This is a genomic window from Veillonella parvula (assembly GCF_024461875.1).
Taxonomy (GTDB): domain Bacteria; phylum Bacillota; class Negativicutes; order Veillonellales; family Veillonellaceae; genus Veillonella; species Veillonella parvula_I.
Genome location: NZ_JANGAL010000001.1, coordinates 823088 through 845439, shown reverse-complemented (window position 1 = coordinate 845439; position 22352 = coordinate 823088). Strand labels below are relative to the sequence as shown.

Below are 22352 nucleotides of genomic sequence, written 5' to 3'. Positions count from 1 at the left end.
GAGGTTCAAATGGCAGAAAATGGGCAAATTCGCATTGCCTTAGCAGGTAACCCTAACTGTGGTAAAACTACAATGTTTAACAATATCACAGGAGCGAAGCAACACGTTGGTAACTATCCAGGTGTTACAGTAGAAAAAAAGGAAGGCCATACGAATTTTGATGGCCAAGAGTTATTGTTTATTGACTTACCAGGTACATATAGCTTAACTGCACGCTCCTTGGATGAGTTGGTGGCGCGTAATGTTATTGTAAATGATAACCCAGATGTAATCGTTAATGTTCTTGATGCATCTAACTTGGAACGTAACTTGTATTTAGCGGCTCAACTATTAGAATTAGAAAAACCTATGGTTATTGCCTTAAATATGTCCGATGTTGCGGAAGAAATGGGCATCAAATACGACCTAAAAAAAATGGCAGAAATGACAGGGGCTACAATTGTTAACACAGTAGGTCGTACAAACATTGGTACAAAAGAGTTGTTAGAAGCAACAGTTAGCGTAGCTGCTTCTAAAAAAGCTCCTGGTGTAACAATTAACTATGGTGATTTACTAGAAGGCAAAATTGCTGAGCTTGTAGACTTGCTAAAAGAAGCTGGTACTGTTACATATCCACTCCGTTGGATTGCTGTTAAGTTGCTAGAAAAAGATGCTGACGTTATTGGCAAAGTTATGCGCTTTGATAATACAGAAGCAGTTATTCAAAAAGCGGAAGCAATTCGTGAAGAAATTAAGAATCAAGTTGATCTTGATGTAGTATTCCAAGAATATCGTCACCGCTTCGCAGTAGAAGTATATAATACATGTTTAACACAGGCTCCTACACAATTAGAAACGCGTTCTGACCGTTATGATAAAATTTTAACTCACCGTATTCTTGGTTTGCCAATTTTTATGGTTGTAATGTGGTTACTATTTAACTTCGTAAATACTGTAGGTGCTATTCCTCAAACTTGGATTACAGATGGCTTTACTGCATTACAGGCATGGGTAGTAACAGTTATTCCAGAAGGTCAGTTACAATCACTTATTTCTGATGGTATCATCGCCGGTGTAGGTGCTGTATTATCCTTCGTACCATTAATTCTATTATTATTCCTTGGTATCTCTTTCTTGGAAGATACAGGGTATATGGCACGTGCTGCCTTCGTTATTGACCGTGTAATGCGCGCTTGTGGTTTACATGGTAAATCGTTTATTCCTTTATTATTAGGTTTTGGTTGTTCCGTACCATCCGTAATGGGTGCACGTATCCTTGATAACTACAAAGATCGTATGGTAACAATCTTAATTACTCCATTCATGAGTTGTTCTGCACGCTTACCTGTTTATACTTTGTTTGCAGCAGCATTTTTCCCTCCTGAATGGGCTGGTACTGTAGTATTTGGTGTGTATGCATTAGGTATTGTATTTGGTATCGTATTTGCTAAAATTTTCCGCAAATATTTATTTGCTGGCGAAGCAGAACCATTCGTAATGGAATTGCCTCCATATCATTTACCAACTTTAAAAGCTACATTAACTCATATGTTTGAACGTGGTATTATGTACCTAAAAAAAGCAGGTACTTTCATCCTTGCTGCTTCCATCCTCGTATGGTTCATCACAACATATCCAATGGATGTGGAATACTCCAAAGATTATGATGCATTGCATGATCAAGTAGCTCAAACATATGAAATGAAAGATGCTGAAACTTTGGCTCATTTTGGTATCACTACAGATGAACAAAAAGATCAAGTAAATGAAATTGTTGATAATATGAAATCTACTGTAGCAGATGCCACTACACAAGCAGAGGATGCTGGAGAAGATGCTCCTGAAATCGAAGTAGAAGATGATTCCGAAGCACCTGAATTGTTCAATGACATTAAAGAACAAAATGAACAATTATTCCCAGTAGCATGGTCTATGTACAAAAATAGCGTTAATTTAGATGATGAAAATCAAAAAATTGACCAAGAACAAAATTCTGAAAAATTGGAACAATCCTATGCTGCTATGTTCGGTAAAGCAATCAACCCAGTTCTTAAACCATTAGGCTTTGACTGGAAAATCGGTGTATCTCTTGTGGCTGGTTTAGCGGCTAAAGAAGTTGTTGTATCTACATTGGGTACAATTTATGCAGTAGGTGGCGATACACTTCACCCTCAAGCATTGACTGATTACTTACAAAATGATCCAGACTTTACACCATTGGTTGCATTAACATTAATGCTATTCATCTTGATTTACCCTCCATGTATCGCAGCGCTAGCAGTTATTAAACGCGAAACTGGTTCTTGGAAATGGATGCTATTCATGTTCTTCTATGAAAATGCTTTCGCATGGATTGCATGCTTTATTTTCTATAACATCGGTTTAGCATTAGGTTTCTAATTAAAGCGTAGCTAATCACTATGATTTACATTCCTTAGATACCTAGAACTAAATTGTATTGACATGATGTAATTTAATTATAGAAAAAATTTAAAATAATTCTTGCCAATTATCATTATTTATGGTTAAATGATAATGAGAAAAGGGAAATATCCAAATATATTGCTTTTAACTCATTTATCACATATCAATTTATGATAAGTTGGTGGATATTGAGAAAGAAGGAATTATAATGGATAATCTTGTTATAGGACTCATAGTGATATTAGCATTGGCTTATCTTGGTACAAAAATTTATAAACAAGTGTCTGGTAAGGGTGGCTGCGGCTGTGGTAGCGGTGGCTCCAATTCTGGCTCTAAAAAATCTTCTGGTTGCGGTGGTAGCTGTAGCTGTGATGGTTCCAATAAAGCACTAGGCATTAAACGTACCGCTAAGTAAGCTAATACGAATTCTGAATTTGAAAGAGGGGTCTCTATAATGGGCTCCTCTTTTCAAATATAGTAAGTAAATTTTTATATATTTAGTAGAAAGGAATATTATCATGTTCAACTTCAACCAAAACAATCTTAAAAACGCTAATTTATTCGCAGCAGGTCTTGCATTGGGTACTGTAGGTCTTAAAGTATTAACTTCTAAAGACGCAAAAAAAGTATACGCTGGTATCTTGGCAGCTGGCCTTCGCGCTAAAGAAACTGTATTAGAAACTGCTGAAAAAGTACAAGCATCTGCATCTGATGTATTGGCAGAAGCTCAAGAAATCAACGAAGCACGCAACGAAGAAATCTTTGAAGAAAACAAATAATTGAGGATTTAACTATGTTACAATTTTCTGTTGTACGAAAACTCAGAAATCGCTTACACGTTAAGGTATCTGGGCATCGCTTTACAGAAGCAGAAGCTGCTTATGTAGAGGATACATTGCTCCTTAATGATGCAATTGTAGATGTAACCTTCTACACTCGTAGCAGTCAAATCGCCATTAAACATAATGGTGATTCTGATGCTGTGCGTGATGCAGTACTTGGTCTACGCGATTTAGATTTGTCCGAAGCACCAGCTTTGAACGAATACTCTCCACGCTTGGTAAATAAAAAATACCGTGAAATGATGATTAACCGCACAGCAGTTTACTTAGGTAAAAAAGCAGTGTTACCTGCACCAATTGCGGCTGCATGGGCATGGTTTGATGGGATTAAATTTATCGGTAAAGCGATTAAAACATTGTGGCAACGTAAGTTAACTGTAGAAGTACTTGATGGTGTAGCTATTGGTGCTGCATTACTTCAAAAAGATTATCCTACAGCAAGTGCCGTAATGTACTTACTTGGTATTGGTGATATCTTAGAAGAATGGACTCACCGTAAATCCGTATTGAATCTCGCTCAAAGCATGTCCTTGAACGTAGATAAAGTATGGGTATTGGTGGATGATATTGAGGTAAGCAAACCTGTTAACGAGGTTGTAGCTGGTGATCAAATTATCATTCGTCAAGGTGAAGTAATTCCTTTGGATGGCACTGTAATCGATGGTGTTGTTCTTGTTAATGAAAGCTCCATGACAGGGGAACCAGAAGCGGTTCGCCGTGACAAGGATACTTCTGTATATGCTGGTACTGTTGTTGAAGACGGTAAAGCTATTGTAGAAGTACGTAGTACATCTAAATCATCTCGTTACGAAAAAATCGTCAACCTTATTGAAGAGTCTGAACAAATGAAATCTGGTATGGAACAACAAGCATATCGCATGGCAGATAAATTAGTTCCAATTAGCTTCATTGGCGCTGGTTTAACATACTTGTTGACTCGCAATGTGATGAAAGCATTGTCTTTCGTAATGGTTGACTTCTCTTGTGCATTAAAATTATCTATTCCTTTAGCAGTACTTTCCGCTATGCAAGAAGCATCTAAACGCGGTATCACTGTTAAAGGTGGTAAGTTCCTAGAACAAATTGCACAAGCAGATATGATTGTATTTGATAAAACAGGCACTCTTACTAAAGCTGAACCTGAGTTTGAACAAATTATTCCATTTAACGGTCATGATGCAGATGAAATGTTGAAATTAGCTGCATGTATTGAGGAGCATTTCCCTCATTCCATGGCAAAAGCAATTGTACGTGCTGCTAAGGATCATGCATTACCTCACAAGGAAATGCACTCTGACGTAGAATACGTTGTGGCTCATGGTATTGCATCTAAGGTTGGCCGCTATCGTGTACGCATTGGTAGTGCTCATTACATCTTTGATGATGAAAAGACAAAGATTCCTGCTGATGAACAAGAAAAATTCAATAGTTTACCAAATACATCTTCACATATTTACCTCGCTATTGGTGGTACATTAGCAGCGGTTATTTGCATTAAAGACCCTGTACGTGAAGAGGCAAAACAAGTTATAGCTGATTTGCATGCATTAGGCATTAAAAAGGTTGTTATGATGACTGGTGACTCTAAGCGTAATGCACAACGTGTAGCTGATGAACTTGGTATTGATGAAGTGCATGCAGAAGTATTGCCAGAAGATAAAGCAAGTTATGTAAAACAAGCTAAAGCTGATGGCTATACTGTTATGATGGTAGGGGACGGTATCAATGACTCCCCGGCAATTTCTGAAGCTCATGTTGGTATCGCTATGAATGAAGGCGCTCCAATCGCTCAAAAGATTGCTAATGTTACTATTTCTTCCGACCATCTACAAGCTCTTGTAGATTTGCGCCGCATTTCTATTGCATTGATGAAACGTATCAAAGCAAATTACAATGGTATCGTTGGTTTCAATGGTGCTCTTGTAGGTGGTGGCGTACTCGGTATTATGCCGCCAAGCCAAACAGCATGGTTGCATAACCTATTCACATTGGGAATAGGGCTTGAAAGCATGACCCCATTGTTGAAAAAAGATGAACCAAAGGAAACTGTTCCTACAATTGATGTAACAGCTGACTCTGTAGTGGCTTAATTAAAAACCTCCATATAAGGTATTTATTTACCTATATGGAGGTTTTTCTTTTTTGATGACATTTATCTATGATTATTGTAAAATACAAAGAGATTACATATCATAGGAGATCTTTATGAACACATTAATAGATATTTGTAAAAGATCCATCTACTTGAATATATTTATCGTAGTAATTCCTATTATTGCATATATGATTCATAATGGATCGAGTGCGACCGTAGCACTAGTATGGTATTTGTTGTTATCCTTATGTATGCCTTGGGCCTATTTATCATTTAAAAGCAGTACCTTTGATGATGGTAGATCTATAAGTCGCATTGCTTATGTAGTGAGTTGGGTTGTCGTTCATGGTATCAGCTATAAAGGTATTTTTTTAGGTGTTGATTTATCCATGTTGTGGGGATGGCCAACAGTAGGTCGTGATATAGCCTTTTTATTAGCTATGTATTTAAGTGTCACATTTAGCTTGCTTATAGCTTATGGCTTAACTCGATTAGTGGGAGGCTGTAATGAATAAAAGTTTTTGGCTATTTACGTTAATTTGTTCACTTTTTGTAAGTGCTATTACAACAGTACTTTCATTAAGTGGGGCATTATCATTATCCATTTTAGTGTTTCCAGTTTTGTCGCTAGTCATACCAATTATGGTGCGACGACTAAAGAATGCCAGGTTTAACGATGATTTACCGCTAAGCATGGGGTATCATGCTTATAGTTGGGCTTGGTGGATGGTATTTTCGTTTCTTCATACACCATTTAGCTTTAATGTAGATAATGGATTAGCAAAAGTACTACTTTTATTTGTAGTATATTTTATCGTTCAAGTTCTTATTGAGCTATGTGGCTTATTAGCTACAAAGTTTTTCAATCGTACTCATCGATGGAGTATGATTGATGAAGCATTAGATATAATTGCCTATACTATACCGATTCCGTTCTTGTATATTGGCTCAATCCTATATATAGATTTACAAGATCCGATGGTATATTTTATGTATGCATCATCCATGAATGTAAATATATTATTTGCTGAACTTGTATTATTATTAGTTTCTTTATTGGTCTTTGTATTCTATTTGTATCCAAGAGATTTAGCATATAAGGGTGTACGTTTGTTGCGTATCATTATTACTGCAGGCATATGGCTTGCTATGAACGCCCATATCTTGTATGGTGGTTATATTCCAGAATTTATTTTATCTTTAGTTCCCACCGTTTTTCCAACGTACCAAGGTAATCCACTAGTGTTTGTAACTCCAACTTTATTAGAAGCTGGTATGACAGGTGGAGCAGTGATTATAGGTGCATTGGTAGAGCGTGGTATTATTTCACGACGCCGTGAACGTATTTAATTTCTAGTTTCGACTTATATCCATAAGGAATGAGAGCGAAGGAGGATCTATGAACAACATTGAACGTCCATTGGATGATAACTCAACTGTATCAATCCACGACAATGAAAAACTGAAGCAAGTTGAACGTAAAGAGGTCAAGAAAGAGAAAAAAAGTGGCATTACGATTCGAGAATTAACAATTATTGGTCTACTAGCAGGTATCACTATTGCATTAGGGCTTTCTGGTTATGGTATTATTCCATTAGGGCCGCTAAATGTAACAACTTTACATGTACCAACTCTAATTGGTGCTATTGTAGAAGGACCAAAAGTGGGGGCTTTTGTTGGCTTTATCTTTGGTTGCTATAGTTTGTGGCAAAATATTACAGCTCCTAATATTTTATCCCCACTATTTATTAATCCAATCATTTCCGTATTACCGCGTATACTTTTCCCAGTATTAGCATATTTGGTATATCTATTATTGTGGAAAGCACCGCAAGGTCCGCGTATTATTGTTTCTGCTTTTATGGGGACTGTATTTCATACGATCATGGTTATGGGATTAATCTTCTTACTCTATGCAGATATGTTTGCTCTTAAAATGAATCTTAGTCCAGATCAAGTATTAGGCTCTATTGTATTCTTGTCTGTTACACATGGTATTCCAGAAGCAGTTTTTGCTGCTGTAATTGTAACACCGGTGGCAATGGCTTTACGAAAAGTATTGCGTAAGGATGCTCCTAAGAAAACTAAAGGTGAAGCTATGCGAGACACAAAAGTTACAGACCATCAATTAGGAGAAACTGAAGTGGTAGAAACCAAATAAGCTGAAGTTGTAGACGAAAATATAACGAAATAGTATTTTACAGGCTTTTTATAAATATGATAAAATAAATATCATTCGATAAGTATTGAGGAGGATAATCATGGCTAAACGTATTCGTACTATCAACACTGAATCCTTACAAAAAACTGCTAAAACTGGCGGTTGTGGGGAATGTCAAACATCTTGCCAATCCGCTTGTAAAACAAGCTGCACAGTTGGTAACCAAGTTTGCAAACAAAAATAATGAAGAGGCTCGCTTAGCGGGCCTTTTTTATTTATGTTTTAAAGACATACATTGTATAGTATATCTTTATGACTCTTTTTATAACGTTTAGTGTGGAAATGTGGTACAATTATCTAGAAAGTTCTATATACTAGAGCTTTTACCATACAAATCAATTGGAGGTACCATGTTAGAATTAAAACCAATAATCCATAAGTTTCGGATGAAGGATAACTATTACTGCTTAGACGTAAATAGCGGTATTATCCATGTTATCGACGAACTCATCGATAGAGTTCTTGACATATATGATGGCACTAATCGCGATGCTGTACATGCTGCGTTAGATGCTAAAGAAGATGCAGTAGAACTAGATGAGATTATGGACGAGTTAGATGAGCTCATCAAAGCGGAGCAATTATTTGCACCGATGAGTAAAGAGTTTAAACTTGTAGTAGGTGAGAAACCTATTGTTAAGGCATTATGCTTAAATATTGCTCATGATTGTAATTTAGCATGCAAATATTGCTTTGCTAGTCAAGGTGATTACGGCGGTGTTAAACGAGAATTGATGAGCTTTGATGTAGCAAAACGAGCTGTGGACTTTCTTATTAAAATGAGTGGACCTCGCCAACATTGTGAAATTGACTTTTTCGGTGGTGAGCCATTGTTGAACTGGGATGTTGTTAAGCAAACGGTTGAATACATTGAATCCATTCAAGAAAAGCACAATAAGATATTTAAGCTTACATTGACTACGAATGGTATGCTTTTAACACAAGATAAAATCGACTATGTAAACAAACACAAGATGAGTTTAGTATTGTCGTTGGATGGTCGTGAATCCGTACATAATGCAATGCGTCCAGTAGCAGGTAGTGGTGCAGAGTCTTATAAATATATTGCTAAAAACCTTATCAATGCAGTAAAACAACGTCACGGTCTTGAATATTATGTACGTGGTACATATACTCATAAAAACTTAGACTTTACTAAAGACGTTATGGCAATGTCTGATCTTGGCTTTGAGCATTTGTCCATGGAGCCTGTTGTCGGTGAAGAAGGGGATTATGTGCTTCGTGAAGAAGATTGGCCAGCTCTAGAGAAAGAATATGAAAAATTAGCAGATATTTATTTACAACGCCAGTTAGAAGGCTGGGGTGAGAAGTTTAACTTCTTCCACTTCCGCATGGATTTATATCGTGGGCCATGTATGGCGAAACGCCTTCGCGGTTGTGGGGCAGGTCATGAATATATGGCAGTCGTACCTAATGGCGATATTTACCCATGTCACCAATTTGTAGGTAAAGATGGATACGTGCTTGGTAATGTGTATGATGGTTTACAAAATACAGAAATTCCTAAAGATTTCCGCAATACACATGTATTCTCCAAACCAACTTGTGCTGAATGTTGGGCGAAATTCTTCTGTTCCGGTGGTTGTCATGCTAACAACATTACATTGGGTGGCGATCTAGAAACACCTTATGAATTTGGTTGTCGTTTACAGAAGAAACGCATCGAATGTGCTATTATGATTCAAGCCGAATTAGAACAAGCTGGTATTGATGGAAGTATTCCTGTTGCATTAGGTTAATTACACTTGATTCTCCGAGTATAGTAGGAGTTTATATGAAACAAAATAGTAATCAAACTACAGAACGCTGGGGAATTCGCTATACCGGTATAGTTCAAGGGGTCGGATTCCGGCCCCTTGTTTCTATGTGTGCCCATTCTCTAGGTTTAACTGGTTTTGTATATAATGATAGCCGCGGTGTATATGTTGAAATACAAGGTCCTCTAGGAGCATTGCAACTATTTTTAGATGCTGTTCAAGCGGAGCAACCTCGTTTATGTCGCATTACAAGTCAAACTGTACAACATCTTACTGTAAAAGGTGATGAAATCGACTTTATAGTAGCGCCATCTCCATTAGGTGAATCCGTGAGTACCTTTATTAGCGCCGATACGGCGCCTTGTGATGACTGCATTAAAGAACTACAGCAGGATAAACGCAGACGTGACTATCCTTTCATCAATTGTACAAATTGTGGCCCACGATATACGATAATCAAATCTTTGCCCTATGATCGGGAGCGGACGACGATGAACGAGTTTCCCATGTGTGAAGATTGTAAGGCTGAATATGAAGATATAGAGGGGCGTCGCTATAGAGCGGAGCCAAACGCATGCTCTCGCTGCGGTCCTCAATATACATTGTATAAGCCAGATCGCAAGGCTGTGGATACAGTGAATATATGGAATACTACGCGGGAATTGATTAATGAAGGTAGTATTATCGCAATAAAAGGTGTAGGAGGATATCATCTTGTTTGCGATGCTAGAAATGACGCTGCTGTACAACGCTTACGTAAGCGGAAGAATAGGCCGCATAAACCATTAGCAATAATGGTGGGAACTCTAGATATGGCGATTGAGTTAGTACATATTAATGATGTAGAACTAGATATATTGACGGGGATGGAACGTCCTATTGTGTTATTAGAAAAAAATTATAATAGTTCTGTTCATTTAAGCTCTTATGTGGCTCCTGATAATCGTATGTTAGGGGTTATGTTGCCTTATTCACCAATGCATGAGGTGTTATTACCTTTTGATGCGGCATGGATAATGACCAGTGGCAATCGAAGTGGTGATTCCGTATTATATAACGATGACCAAGCGTTTAATGAACTAGGTGAGGTAGCAGATTATTTCCTCGTTCATAATCGTGAAATCTATGCGCCCCTTGATGATTCAGTGGTAGTGGTCATCAATAATAAACCTCGATTTATTCGTCGCAGTCGTGGTTATGTGCCTGAACCTATTCATTGTGATGGTTTAGAACAAACTTCGATATTAGCTATGGGCAGTGATTTAAAAAATGCGTTTGCTATGAATAAAGGTAGTGAAGTTCTTGTAGGGCCCCATATTGGTGATTTAGAAAATGCATCTACTCATGAAACACTAGAATGGACTATTAAACGATATAAGAGCTTATTTTCTGTGCAACCAGATAAAATTATCATAGATAGTCACCCCCAGTTTTTCTCTTCTCGGTTAGGTGAAAAAATAGGTGAAAGTTTCCATCTTTCTGTTGTACCTGTTCAGCATCATCATGCTCATATAGCGTCTGTTATGGCGGAACACAATTTAAGGGGGCTTATACTAGGGATTGCTATGGATGGTACTGGCTATGGTCCAGATGGAACTATATGGGGGGGAGAATTTCTCCTTTGTAAAGGCAATCAATATCAGAGATTGGCACATATTCATGCGGCTCCATTGCCTGGCGGAGAAAAGGCTGTTTCTGAACCCTGGCGACAAGCCTTATGGTATATTCGTAATTATTATGGCGATGATATCCCTTTTGTATATCAAGAATGGATGAAAGAACTTCCAAAGGGATGGGAAATTTTAGATAAAGCATTACAATCTAGAATGCCCATGATTCAAGCTACAAGCTGTGGGCGACTATTTGATACTGTAGGTGCTTTATTAGGTCTTGGTATGGTCCATAGTTATGATGCACAAATTGCCATTGCTTTAGAAACTCTATGTGGTGATGAAAAAGGATCATTACTTACTTACCATTATGATGGACATATTCTTGATTTTACACCTACAGTTCAATCTATTATGGATGGTGTTGTTCGTGGTGAATGTCGAGCTCATTTAGCCGCTTCATTTCATAAAACAATTGCAATAGCACTATGTGAAACGGCGGCAGATTTGATGGAGCGATATAATATTAGTGATGCAGCCATGTCTGGTGGTGTATTTCAAAATCGTAAATTATTAGAATTCATATATAGGACGTGGCATATAGGTAATTTATATATGAATGAAGCAGTTCCTTCTAATGATGGTGGACTTGCTTTAGGACAATTGTGGTTAGGAAATCAATTATAAATTGTCATGCAACTCTTATTCTTAGACAAATTTATTTAGTAATGTTTTGAATATTGTTTAATCTATATGAGTTGCATAGCTAGTTTAAGTTCTAGTTGTTTGTGGCTACTATCACTAAATAATGTGTGTAACTGTGATACAATAATATTAATTTTATTCATATATTTTGGAGATATTTTATTAAAGTAAATGTATATAAAACTTGTTATAAATAATATAGATAAGGAGATACTATGTGCTTAGCTGTACCAGCGCAATTGATTGCTGTGAATGATGCTATTGGTACCGTTGAATTGACAGGTGCTACCCGTGACTGCAGCTTGCTCCTCGTACCAGATGCAAAGGTCGGGGACTGGTTGTTAGTTCATGCAGGTTTTGCTGTACAAATTGTTGATGAAGAAGAGGCTCAAAAAACATTAGAGGCCTTTAAGGAGTTAGAAGAACTTGAAGAAGCTTACTTTGCAGGAAAAGCAGCACACAGCTGATGCTTTGTTAAGGCGCATCAATGCGCTTCATATGCCCGGTGAAACTGTGCGGCTTATGGAGGTTTGTGGTACGCATACAGTATCGATTTTCCGAGAAGGTCTTCGTCAATTATTGCCAAGTGGCATAGAACTTGTTAGTGGACCAGGATGTCCAGTATGTGTAACTGATCAAACCTATATGGATAAGGCTTTAGCCTATGCAGAACGTGAGGATGTTATTATTGCTACCTTTGGGGATATGTTAAAGGTTCCAGGTAGCTATAGTAGTCTCAATGAAGCTCAAACAAAAGGAGCTCATATCCATGTTATTTATACGCCTTTAGAGGTAATAGAACTTAGCAAAAAATATCCAGAAAAGAAAATAATATTCTTAGCTATTGGCTTTGAAACGACTATTGCGATTATATGTGCTACTGTGAAAGCCGTTCACGCAGCAGGACTTAAGAATGTATTCTTCTTAGTATCTCATAAATTAGTGCCTCCAGCATTGCGTGCACTATTAGATAAACAAGAAGGTCATATCGATGGATTTATTTTACCTGGCCATGTGAGTGTTATTATTGGTGAAGAACCATACCGATTTTTGCCCAAAGAATACGGTATTCCATCTTGTATCGCTGGCTTTGATGGCTTAGAAATATTGTCTGCCATAGCTAATATTTTAGAGCAACGTGAGTCTGGTAATATTGTGGTGGGCAATACGTATCATTCTGTAGTTATGCAGAAGGGAAACCCTGTAGCCCAAGCTATGATCGAGGAAGTATATGAAGTATGCGATGATGTATGGCGTGGTATTGGTGTGATTCCTAACTCTGGTTTAGCTTTAAAGGGTGAGTATGCAGCTTACGATGTAGAGCTTGTCCTTCCTATTAACTTGGATAAACCATCTCTTGATCCTAAAGGCTGTCAATGTGGACGTGTTTTGCAAGGCCTTATTAAACCGAGTGAATGTCCGTTATTTGGTAAAAGCTGTACCGCAGATCATCCGGTGGGTGCCTGTATGGTATCTGTAGAGGGTAGCTGTGCTGCATGGTATAAATATGGTTATTCTAGTGGTGGATCGACGTGGGAGGATTAATATGGAACGAGTTCGCTTAGTCCATGGTAATGGTGGACGATTTAGTCATGAGTTGACGGACCGTTTTATTTTGAAATATTTTACAAATGATTTATTGGCGCCCCTACACGATGGTGCCCAGTTTCCTGTTACAGCCGGGCGCATGGCCTTCTCTACGGATTCCTATGTGGTGCAACCTGCGTTCTTTCCTGGTGGTAATATTGGCAAGTTGGCTGTTTGTGGAACTGTGAATGATTTAGCCATGAATGGCGCGATACCTCAATATTTAAGTTGTGGTCTTATTTTAGAAGAAGGTTTGGCCTTTGAAGAGCTAGATGAAATTCTTCGCACTATGTCAGAAATGGCAAAAGCCGCAAATGTTCAAATTGTTACAGGTGATACAAAGGTCGTTAAAAAGGGCGAAGTAGATAAAATCTACATTAATACTGCTGGTATTGGCATGATTCCAGATGGAATAGATATTGGTCCACATCGTGTGAAAGCAGGGATGGATATCATTTTGTCAGGTGCTATTGGAGATCACTCCATTGCCGTTATGGGGCAACGGTTTGGTTTAGATTTATCTGACTCCTTAACAACTGACTGTGCACCACTAAATAAGATGGTTCAAGCAGTATTAGATAAAGTAGGAACTCAAGTTGCTTTGTTGAGAGATCCCACTCGTGGTGGCCTAGGTACCGTTTTAAAAGAGATCGCTGATCAGAGTCAAGTAGGCATTAAGGTTGAAGAAACGGCTATACCAATTCATGAAGAGGTACAGTCAGTATGTAATATATTAGGGTATGACCCTTTATATTTAGCGAATGAAGGGAAAGTGGTTCTTATTGTAGAGCCATCTATTACGAACGAAGTCCTTAAGATTCTTCATAGCTTTGAAGAGGGCAGTGAAGCTGTTTTAATTGGTAAGACTATAGATAAAAATATTGGTAAGGTTGGTCTACAAACGGCTATTGGAGGTATTCGTCTGATTGATTTATTAGGCGAAGATCAGGTTCCACGAATTTGTTAAATTTATAATTAATAAAAGTAATTAAACTATATCATTTTGTTAATCTTTTTATTTCAATTTTTGAGCTTTCTAGATGTAGCTCGTATTAGATGTTGACACGATTTATCGTTGATGATAGCATTAAATTAAGTTGCGTAAAATTCATTAAGAATTCATCGAAAATCTATATTATGTTAGTATCTTTATGTGTAAGTTCTTATACTTTCACTAGAATCTATGTATAGAATTTGTTAAAATATAAGTATCTATAGGAGGCTTATTATGAAAAAGAAGATTATTACAGCTGTTCTAGGGATTTGTTTAACTACAACTGCATTTGGTGGTATCTTGACAACTCAAGCTGGTGGACTTAGCAGCATTCTTGGTGGTGCAGCTAAAATTGGTGGTATCGGCATTGTTGTTAACAAATTTGGTCCACAAATTGACTCTTTCCTAAATAAATTATTGAAACAAAATAACTTGAGTACTGAATATACAACTAAAGTAGTTCCTATTATCAGTATTGGTACAAAAGGTTATATCGGTGCGGCTCAAGTTACTGGGCCTGCTTCTAGCATTGAAGAAGTTAAAGCTGTTGCTCAAGTAGAAGGTAGCTTTAATGGTATGGTTCGTGTAAAAGGATTAGTTCCTGTGAATAGCACAAACCCAGTTGGTGCATCTCGTGTTCAAGGCGTAGGTGTATCTGCGATTATTGATTTGAAAATTTAATGGCCACTGAGCATATAAATTGATAGACTCAGGGAATAAGCACGGTCTTAGGCCCGTGCTTATTCTGTTGTATAACAGTTATACATTAGATACATTGTGGAGGAATTTATGAAGAAACAAGTACTTACACTTTTAATGGCATCCCTAATTTCAGGCACTGCATTTGCCGCTCCTGGTACAGTAACTGAAAAAACAAATGTTTTAGAAACTACTGTATATGGAGCCGTACAAGATGGTGCTGTTGTGGACCGCATTAATCAACTTGATGAAACCGTGTATGGTACTGGTTTCAATGGTAATTCCGCAACATTGAGTAAACGTGTTGACTCCCTCTACAATTCTGTAGAGGGCAGTGGTACTAATATTTCTTTGCGCGAAGAAATGGATGCATTGGAATATACATATCAAAATAGCATTAACGCAGGATCTCTTGTAGACCGTGTAGAAAAGATGGAACGTAGCGTTAATGGTCGCATTGGTAGCGGTTCCTTACAAAAACGTATTATCTCTTTGAAGACAAAGGTATATGGTAGCAATGTGGCTCTTACTAACCAAGTAGGTACATTGTCTGGTAATCAAGTGTTCAAAGTGACTCTAAATGAAGCGGTTTCTTCTAAAACTAGTCATGAAGGTGACACTATATCCTTTACTGTTGCAGAAAATGTAATGGATGGCAATGTCTTATTAGTACCTGCGGGCACTGTAGGTTCCGGAACAATTACTTCTTTGAAAAAGGCTCGTTCCTTTGGTCGTAATGGTGCGTTAGATATTACATTTGATACAATCCCAGCTATTGATGGTACAGAATTTACTGCTGTACAAGGTAAAGAGGCTAAGGATAAAACCCGTAGTGAAGTTAAAGCAGCAGGTGCATCTGTAGCGGGCGCAGTTCTACTCGGTCCTGTTGGGCTTGTAGGGGGCGCTTTCATCAAAGGTAAAAATATTGAGTACCCAGCTGGTGCTACTGTATATGTACAACCTCAAGATTCCGTAACAATTCAAGGTCTTGTTATTGGTGGCGATGGTTTAGCTCATAGTGATAATGAATTAGCTGATGCTGTAACTGTACCTAATACAACAGGTGAATCTGAAGAATATGTAGAAAATAATGATACTGATGAAAATGCAGCTGTAGCTGAAGATGCTACAGCAGTTGAGGAGCCAGAAGAACCTGTAGAAAATGTTTCTCAACCTATCGTTGTTGTAAAGCGTAATCAATAATTAACAAATTCTTAAAGTAATAGGAGTTCTAGTAACCATGAGGAAACGTAAAGTACAATGGCTGGCAGCGGCATGTGTTGTTTGTTTAGCACAACCTGTATGGGCCGCTACTGAGTCAACTATTGTATATCAAGATACATTGGATAGCGTAGGTCAATCCTATGCAGGAGAAATTTCTAAAGCATCTACACCTGAATATAGTAATATCCGTGTTGTACGTCGTGGTGAAAAAGCGAAATCTGCTACTCCTGCTGAACAGTTGCCTACACGTATTGATGCTAATAAAATGTCTTATACTGGCTCTACAGGTGATGTATATGCTCAAGGCGATGTTGTGGTGTCTCAAGGTAATCAAACTTTGATGGCTCCACGTATTGAAGGTAATACTAAAACTACAGAGTATCGTACTGTTGGGGGCTATCGCTATTTGGAAGATGGCGGTAAAACAAAAGATATTACAGGTCAAAATATGACGTATCGCACTAGTGATCGTCACTTTGAGGCGGACCAAGCCATGGGATGGAGCGATCCCTATTATGTAAAGGGCAATAACGCCACTTTTGATGGACAAATAGGCCATATGGAAAAGGGCATGGTAACTACAAAACATGCAATGGCATTTGTTCATACTCCAGATTATCGTGTGGAGGGTCAAGATATTCAGGTATATCCTGGTGATAAAGTCGTTATTAAAAAACCATCCTTTTATATTAAAAACTTTAAAGTATTATCCTTGCCATCTTATACGACTTCATTGCGTCATGACAAAGAAGGCAAATTTAGTATTTTTTCCTTAATACCAAAACCTACGTATAGTAACGATGATGGTATTGGCTTACATGGTAGTACAGAATATCCTATCGGTAAAAACGGTGAAGCTTATATTGACTATCGTTGGTATTCTAAATCTGGTTTTAAGCCACAGGTGGGATATCGTCATTATTTACCTTGGGGGACTGCTTCTGTTGGTTATAGCAAGGAGTCTAATGAATATAATGATGAAACAGTATGGGTTGAAAAAATAGGTGAAGCTCGTTTGGATACTCATACATATCATGTAGGAAATTCTCCAATTACTGTACGTGGTGGTGTTAATGCTGGTTATTGGAAAGAGGGTTCTGTAAAAGGTTCTCATAAAGAATATTATGCAGAGGTTTCTCATGATCCGATTAAGCTTGGCAAAAATGCTGATTTGCGCTTCTTAGGTGGTTACCAACGTGACTACTATGGTTATGATGGTAGTATCCGTAGCATGCCTTATTGGGGTGCTAGATTCCAATCTAAAGTTGGTAATCGTGCTAATGTATGGGTTAGCTATAATCAACGAAATATAACCTACAATAATTCCCCTTATCGTTTTGACACGACAGAACTTCCAAAAGAGCTTATTTATGGCGGTACCTATAAATTGACTCGCCTAGATGATATTTCTGTAAGTGTTAAGAATAATATGATGAGTGGGGATATTGATTCTGTCTATTATACATGGCATCGTGATTTACACTCCTTCGATATGTACTTAACATATAAAGATGGACATAAAAATAAAAATGATCAATGGAAAATTAAATTTGTAGGTAAAGACTTTTAGTTAGGAGAATACTATGCAACGCATTAGAAAAGCTGTAATTCCAGCAGCTGGTTTTGGTACACGTTTTTTACCAGCTACCAAGGCACAACCAAAAGAAATGCTTCCTATTGTCGATACACCTGCTATCCAATACATTGTAAAAGAAGCTTTAGATTCTGGTATTGAAGAAATTCTAATTATTACAGGTCGTAATAAACGTGCTATTGAGGACCATTTTGATAGTAGTGTTGAATTAGAATTGTTATTACAAAGTCAAGGCAAAAATAAACCATTGGCTATGATTAAGGATTTGGCGGATATTAAAGTTCACTTTATTCGTCAAAAAGCACCTCGTGGACTTGGTGATGCTGTATTGTGTGCAAAAGCATTTATTGGTGATGAGCCATTTGCAGTATTACTTGGTGATGATATTGTTTACAATCCAGAAAATCCATGCTTAAAACAGTTGATTGATTGCTATAATGAGCATCCTGGTATTATTTTAGGCGCTCAATTTGTACCGGAAGATAAAGTTAGTTCTTATGGTATTGTATCTGGTGAAGCATTGGCTGATAATTTATATCGCGTTGATAACTTGGTAGAAAAACCTAAGAAAGAGGATGCTCCATCTCGACTCGCTGTATTAGGTCGTTATATTTTAACACCAGATATTTTCAATATCTTAGAAGCTACTAAGCCTGGTGTAGGTAATGAAGTCCAATTAACTGATGCATTGGCAGCCTCTAAAACGGATACGTATGCATTAGCATATGAAGGTATTCGCTACGATACAGGGGATAAATTGGGCTATTTAAAAGCCACTGTTGAGTATGCATTGCGCAACGAAGAATTGGGTGAAAGCTTCAAAGCTTACCTAAAGGAATTAGATCTAAAATAGATAATCTATGAGACTTCCACGTGAGGGGCCTATGATATGTGTCATAGGCTCTTTTTGTTTATAGTTTCAAACTCATTTGATATTTGTTAACATATGAACAATGCCTTTTGTTGACGAATGAAATAATGTTGATTATAATCAAGATATTGAATAAATAAAAGGACTGTGATTATATGAGAACATTATTTAAAGCATTATGTAATAATGATTTGAACCTACCGGGACATAGCGTTATTAAACATATGCATTATGATTCCTCAGGTAGTGATAGAACCGTATGTGAAATTGTATCGAAAGTAGCAAAAACCACCACAATTGGTATTATGGATACGTCTGGCTTCTTAATGGTCGATTTACGACCAGTGCCAAAACAATTTAACATTCGTTCTACTATAAACCAACAAGGAACAGATGGTGCTATATTTTTCTCTAAGGAAGAGGTCATACGATTTGTAAATGATATTAATGATACGAATCCAATCCATCGTGAGAATCCTTATGTTGTTCCTGGCTGCATGCTTTTAGAAACGATGTGGAATTTTTGGAATATTAGTAAATCTGCTCTGCAAATGGCGATTTATTTTCATGCACCAGTTATTGCAGATGACAAGGTAACATTGGTGGAATATCCTGAAGATGCTCATGTAGAAGGTTACATTGGCGATACATTGGCATTTTCGGCTACGTTTTTCGGTGAAAATGAAGATTCATCATCTTTGAAACAAAGATGTATTAGTTAGAGGTAATTATGGAAACAAGACGTTTAACAAAAATGGCTTTATTAACAGCCTTATTATGTATTTCAGCATATATTTCTTTCCCATTGCCATTTAGTCCCGCTATGGTAACGGCTTTGACTTTGGTAGCCACATTAATCGGCCTATTGTTACAGCCTAAGGATGCACTTATCGTATTTATCATTTATATTTTGCTTGGTGCAGTTGGGTTACCAGTATTTGTTGGCGGTACGGCTGGTCTTGGCAAATTGTTGGGACCAACAGGTGGCTTTATTTTTTCTTGGCCAGTTGCATATACATTACTAAGTATATTTAAAGGTTCTAAAAAAAGCTTTTTCTCTTATGCCTGGCGATCTCTTGTGATTACCATTCCTGTAGTGTACCTCTTTGGTGTAGCAGGTTTTATGATTGTTACAAAAACAGAACTTTGGGCGGCCTTGCCTGTAGTCATGTTCCCATTTATTCCTGGAGATATCGTAAAATGTCTGGTTGCTTCTTGGTTAGCAACTAAAGTTAAAATTTAGAATACAATTAAAGTGGCATTCTGCGGGATGCCTCTTTTTTGCTTTTAATAGAAGGAGTATATATGTCAGTATATATTCATGGTGGGCTTAGAAGTCCTATCGGCGTTTTAAATGGACAATATAAACATATGAGACCCGAGATTTTGGGCTCTCAAGTAATTGATGAAATAATTAATCGTTATACTATTTCACATATAGATGGAATCTTCTGTGGTAATGCAGTTGGTACTGGTGGTAACCTTGGCCGTCTCATGGGTCTTATGTGTAATTTGCCAAATTCTGTGCCTGCTATCACCGTTGATATGCAATGTGCCTCAGCTTTGATGAGTATTGAGATAGCATATGCACATATTGTGTCTGGTATTATGGATTCTGCTATTGCAGGCGGTATTGAAAGTTCGTCGTTACAGCCAGAGCGAGTGTATGCATCTGGGGATGACCGAGAAGGTGCCTATAAGGTAGCTCAATTTACGCCCCAAGATCAATCGCCTTTAGCCATGCTCGAAGGGGCCGAGCGGACTATTCATAAACATAATGTGACAAAGGAAGATTTATATCCGCATATTATTGGCAGTCATCAAAGAGCATCAGCCGCTTTAGATAACCCATATTTACAGTCACATATTATGCCTATTACTATAGATGGTAAAAGATGTATAGATGAATGTATTCGACCTACGATGAACGAAAAACTCTTGTCTAGGATGAAACCTTTGTTGGGAGCTGACTCTATTACAAATGCAGGCAATGCGTGTTTAACTCATGATGGAGCAGCCTTTGTATATTTATCTAATAAAAAAGGGCCTTTTAAAATTCATAGCGTCAAACCTTGGGCAGGAAATCCCCAGTTTAGTCCAGAGGGTGCCCTTGAAAGCACAGAAGCCATTTTAAAACGTACAGGTTTAACTATGGATGATATTGACGTAGTGGAATGGAATGAAGCCTTTGCCATTATTGATGTTCTTTTTGATAAGACTTATCCTAATCATACTGGGAAATATAACCTGTTTGGTGGAGCGTTAGCTTACGGGCATCCCTATGGATGTTCTGGCGCTATATTAGTGCTTCACTGTATGGCTGCTTTAGAATCTTGTGGTGGTCGTTATGGTTTATGCGCTATTGCTGGTGCAGGAGGCACAGGATCGGCTTTAATTATGGAACGTATGTAATATGACAATTATTGAACGCTTACAACAGTATAAAGAGTTAGAGCCCCATAAAATTGCCCTAATCGTAGATGACATACAATATACATATGGTGAACTATATGATGCTATTCTATCGGTAGATATTAATAATACAAGTCGCATTGTAAATCATACTCAGTCTAAAGAGACATTAAAAACTAAGGTTCTTTTAATTCAGGAATTGTCGTTTGTTGAACAACTTACACAGTGGCTTGGGGCATTATATAAAGATAATATTCCTATGGTATGTCACAATGAGATGGATAAGGCTTATGTAGATGAGCTAGCTCGTATTATAGCCTATGAAGGTGTACCGCCATTAGCTGATTTTGGGGTACTTACATCGGGGACTACGGGACGACCAAAACCTTTGTGGAGACGAGAGAGGTCTTGGCGTGATTTTTTTGATATTCAAAATAATATTTTTCATATAAACAAAGATGTTAAAATCTTTTTACAGGGGAGTTTTAGTTTCACAGGTGTTAGCAATATGGTCATTGCTGCTTTATGGGCTGGAGGAACCGTTGTTACTACGAGTTCATTGCGTCCTAGTAGATGGATACAGCTCATAGAGGAATACAATGTAGACCATATATATGCATTACCAACAAAATTACGATTATTGGTACGACACTGTAAAAGTAATTTATCATCTATTAAATATATCATTGCAGGATCTCAAGTTCTAGATCGACAATTAATGGAACAGTTACAACATATATGTCCTGATATGGAGTTTATCTTGTACTATGGCGCATCAGAGCTTAACTATATAACGTATTGTACAGGTAAGGAATGGCTAGAGCGAGAAGGTACGGTGGGGAGACCATTCCCAACCATACAGATAGCAGAGACTGATAATGTTATTTATGTGACCACAAAATATCATATTGAAGGGATTCCTAATACATATACTGTAAATGATTGTGGATATATCGATAGCGATGGTTATCTAATGTTTAATGGGAGAGCAGGCGACGTAATCAATAAAGGGGGATATAAAATTTCTATTCCAGAGATGGAATTGTATTTACAATCCTTACAAGGGGTTTCCGAGGTTGCTATAATTGATATTACTGATGAGATACGAGGGGAGGACTACGTAGTTTATATGGTGCTAGATGGTGAGGCTAGATTGAATGAAGTTATAGACTTTATTCATAATAAAAGGCCTTCTGTGGAGTGGCCAAAAGCTATAATAGAAGTTCCTATGCTACCCCTTACGGAATGCTCAAAAGTTGATAAACGAAAGCTAAAAGAGTGGTATAATAAAGGGTAAACATTTTTTGTACTACAAGG

21 protein-coding genes are annotated in these 22352 nt (G+C 37.6%); all 21 read left to right on the top strand.

Going from position 1 to position 22352, the window contains the following annotated elements; translation table 11 throughout:
* Positions 1–9 precede the first annotated feature (9 nt).
* The 21 genes from feoB to NE668_RS03960 all read left to right on the top strand — a co-directional run bounded on the left by feoB (position 10) and on the right by NE668_RS03960 (position 22332).
* Complete coding sequence (gene feoB / locus NE668_RS04060) at positions 10–2379, top strand: ferrous iron transport protein B (RefSeq protein ID WP_227036797.1); 2370 nt, start codon at positions 10–12, stop codon at positions 2377–2379.
* A gap of 232 nt (positions 2380–2611) precedes the next feature.
* The gene (locus tag NE668_RS04055) at positions 2612–2818 is read left to right on the top strand and encodes a FeoB-associated Cys-rich membrane protein (protein WP_004693301.1); all 207 of its coding nucleotides are present in this window, start codon (positions 2612–2614) and stop codon (positions 2816–2818) included.
* Between the two features lie 103 nt (positions 2819–2921).
* Positions 2922–3182: a DUF6110 family protein gene (locus NE668_RS04050; protein ID WP_004693303.1), complete on the top strand. Its 261-nt coding sequence runs from the start codon at positions 2922–2924 to the stop codon at positions 3180–3182.
* Between the two features lie 14 nt (positions 3183–3196).
* Complete coding sequence (locus NE668_RS04045; RefSeq protein ID WP_004693305.1) at positions 3197–5335, top strand: heavy metal translocating P-type ATPase; 2139 nt, start codon at positions 3197–3199, stop codon at positions 5333–5335.
* Between the two features lie 115 nt (positions 5336–5450).
* On the top strand, positions 5451–5855 hold the full coding sequence (locus tag NE668_RS04040; RefSeq protein WP_004693306.1) for a hypothetical protein: 405 nt from the start codon (positions 5451–5453) through the stop codon (positions 5853–5855).
* On the top strand, positions 5848–6690 hold the full coding sequence (locus NE668_RS04035; RefSeq protein ID WP_004693309.1) for a hypothetical protein: 843 nt from the start codon (positions 5848–5850) through the stop codon (positions 6688–6690). Before NE668_RS04040 ends, NE668_RS04035 begins: the two co-directional genes overlap by 8 nt.
* A 49-nt stretch (positions 6691–6739) precedes the next feature.
* A complete protein-coding gene (locus NE668_RS04030) occupies positions 6740–7501 on the top strand; it encodes an ECF transporter S component (RefSeq protein WP_227036798.1) in 762 nt (253 codons plus the stop codon).
* Between the two features lie 100 nt (positions 7502–7601).
* The gene (gene scfA, locus NE668_RS04025) at positions 7602–7745 is read left to right on the top strand and encodes a six-cysteine ranthipeptide SCIFF (protein ID WP_004693318.1); all 144 of its coding nucleotides are present in this window, start codon (positions 7602–7604) and stop codon (positions 7743–7745) included.
* Positions 7746–7911: 166 nt separating this feature from the next.
* Positions 7912–9321, top strand: a complete 1410-nt coding sequence (scfB, locus tag NE668_RS04020) for a thioether cross-link-forming SCIFF peptide maturase (protein WP_227036799.1) — start codon at positions 7912–7914, stop codon at positions 9319–9321.
* 35 nt (positions 9322–9356) lie between these two features.
* Positions 9357–11636, top strand: coding sequence for a carbamoyltransferase HypF (gene hypF / locus NE668_RS04015; RefSeq protein ID WP_227036800.1), 2280 nt, complete (start codon positions 9357–9359; stop codon positions 11634–11636).
* Positions 11637–11869: 233 nt separating this feature from the next.
* The gene (locus NE668_RS04010; protein WP_004693324.1) at positions 11870–12121 is read left to right on the top strand and encodes a HypC/HybG/HupF family hydrogenase formation chaperone; all 252 of its coding nucleotides are present in this window, start codon (positions 11870–11872) and stop codon (positions 12119–12121) included.
* On the top strand, positions 12081–13199 hold the full coding sequence (gene hypD, locus NE668_RS04005; protein ID WP_227036801.1) for a hydrogenase formation protein HypD: 1119 nt from the start codon (positions 12081–12083) through the stop codon (positions 13197–13199). Before NE668_RS04010 ends, hypD begins: the two co-directional genes overlap by 41 nt.
* Position 13200: 1 nt before the next feature.
* Positions 13201–14208 carry a hydrogenase expression/formation protein HypE gene (gene hypE, locus NE668_RS04000; protein ID WP_227036802.1) on the top strand — a complete coding sequence of 336 codons (1008 nt, stop codon included), beginning with the start codon at positions 13201–13203 and terminating at the stop codon, positions 14206–14208.
* A 261-nt stretch (positions 14209–14469) separates the two neighbouring features.
* The gene (locus NE668_RS03995) at positions 14470–14916 is read left to right on the top strand and encodes a hypothetical protein (RefSeq protein WP_004697051.1); all 447 of its coding nucleotides are present in this window, start codon (positions 14470–14472) and stop codon (positions 14914–14916) included.
* Positions 14917–15024: 108 nt separating this feature from the next.
* Positions 15025–16137, top strand: coding sequence for a hypothetical protein (locus NE668_RS03990; RefSeq protein WP_227036803.1), 1113 nt, complete (start codon positions 15025–15027; stop codon positions 16135–16137).
* Positions 16138–16174: 37 nt separating this feature from the next.
* Positions 16175–17728, top strand: a complete 1554-nt coding sequence (locus NE668_RS03985; protein WP_119562820.1) for an LPS-assembly protein LptD — start codon at positions 16175–16177, stop codon at positions 17726–17728.
* Positions 17729–17741: 13 nt separating this feature from the next.
* Positions 17742–18605 carry a UTP--glucose-1-phosphate uridylyltransferase GalU gene (gene galU / locus NE668_RS03980; protein ID WP_004693334.1) on the top strand — a complete coding sequence of 288 codons (864 nt, stop codon included), beginning with the start codon at positions 17742–17744 and terminating at the stop codon, positions 18603–18605.
* 173 nt (positions 18606–18778) lie between these two features.
* A complete protein-coding gene (locus NE668_RS03975) occupies positions 18779–19345 on the top strand; it encodes a hypothetical protein (protein ID WP_227036804.1) in 567 nt (188 codons plus the stop codon).
* A gap of 8 nt (positions 19346–19353) precedes the next feature.
* Positions 19354–19866, top strand: coding sequence for a biotin transporter BioY (locus NE668_RS03970; protein ID WP_004693338.1), 513 nt, complete (start codon positions 19354–19356; stop codon positions 19864–19866).
* Positions 19867–19928: 62 nt separating this feature from the next.
* Positions 19929–21035, top strand: a complete 1107-nt coding sequence (locus tag NE668_RS03965) for an acetyl-CoA C-acyltransferase (protein WP_227036805.1) — start codon at positions 19929–19931, stop codon at positions 21033–21035.
* Between the two features lies 1 nt (position 21036).
* Positions 21037–22332, top strand: coding sequence for an AMP-binding protein (locus NE668_RS03960; protein ID WP_227036806.1), 1296 nt, complete (start codon positions 21037–21039; stop codon positions 22330–22332).
* Positions 22333–22352: the final 20 nt, after the last annotated feature.

Bases quoted from the DNA above. Each gene is read 5' to 3' on its own strand.
- feoB (WP_227036797.1), top strand. From the start codon at position 10: ATGGCAGAAAATGGGCAAATTCGCATTGCCTTAGCAGGTAACCCTAAC.
- NE668_RS04055 (WP_004693301.1), top strand. From the start codon at position 2,612: ATGGATAATCTTGTTATAGGACTCATAGTGATATTAGCATTGGCTTAT.
- NE668_RS04050 (WP_004693303.1), top strand. From the start codon at position 2,922: ATGTTCAACTTCAACCAAAACAATCTTAAAAACGCTAATTTATTCGCA.
- NE668_RS04045 (WP_004693305.1), top strand. From the start codon at position 3,197: ATGTTACAATTTTCTGTTGTACGAAAACTCAGAAATCGCTTACACGTT.
- NE668_RS04040 (WP_004693306.1), top strand. From the start codon at position 5,451: ATGAACACATTAATAGATATTTGTAAAAGATCCATCTACTTGAATATA.
- NE668_RS04035 (WP_004693309.1), top strand. From the start codon at position 5,848: ATGAATAAAAGTTTTTGGCTATTTACGTTAATTTGTTCACTTTTTGTA.
- NE668_RS04030 (WP_227036798.1), top strand. From the start codon at position 6,740: ATGAACAACATTGAACGTCCATTGGATGATAACTCAACTGTATCAATC.
- scfA (WP_004693318.1), top strand. From the start codon at position 7,602: ATGGCTAAACGTATTCGTACTATCAACACTGAATCCTTACAAAAAACT.
- scfB (WP_227036799.1), top strand. From the start codon at position 7,912: ATGTTAGAATTAAAACCAATAATCCATAAGTTTCGGATGAAGGATAAC.
- hypF (WP_227036800.1), top strand. From the start codon at position 9,357: ATGAAACAAAATAGTAATCAAACTACAGAACGCTGGGGAATTCGCTAT.
- NE668_RS04010 (WP_004693324.1), top strand. From the start codon at position 11,870: ATGTGCTTAGCTGTACCAGCGCAATTGATTGCTGTGAATGATGCTATT.
- hypE (WP_227036802.1), top strand. From the start codon at position 13,201: ATGGAACGAGTTCGCTTAGTCCATGGTAATGGTGGACGATTTAGTCAT.
- NE668_RS03995 (WP_004697051.1), top strand. From the start codon at position 14,470: ATGAAAAAGAAGATTATTACAGCTGTTCTAGGGATTTGTTTAACTACA.
- NE668_RS03990 (WP_227036803.1), top strand. From the start codon at position 15,025: ATGAAGAAACAAGTACTTACACTTTTAATGGCATCCCTAATTTCAGGC.
- NE668_RS03985 (WP_119562820.1), top strand. From the start codon at position 16,175: ATGAGGAAACGTAAAGTACAATGGCTGGCAGCGGCATGTGTTGTTTGT.
- galU (WP_004693334.1), top strand. From the start codon at position 17,742: ATGCAACGCATTAGAAAAGCTGTAATTCCAGCAGCTGGTTTTGGTACA.
- NE668_RS03975 (WP_227036804.1), top strand. From the start codon at position 18,779: ATGAGAACATTATTTAAAGCATTATGTAATAATGATTTGAACCTACCG.
- NE668_RS03970 (WP_004693338.1), top strand. From the start codon at position 19,354: ATGGAAACAAGACGTTTAACAAAAATGGCTTTATTAACAGCCTTATTA.
- NE668_RS03965 (WP_227036805.1), top strand. From the start codon at position 19,929: ATGTCAGTATATATTCATGGTGGGCTTAGAAGTCCTATCGGCGTTTTA.
- NE668_RS03960 (WP_227036806.1), top strand. From the start codon at position 21,037: ATGACAATTATTGAACGCTTACAACAGTATAAAGAGTTAGAGCCCCAT.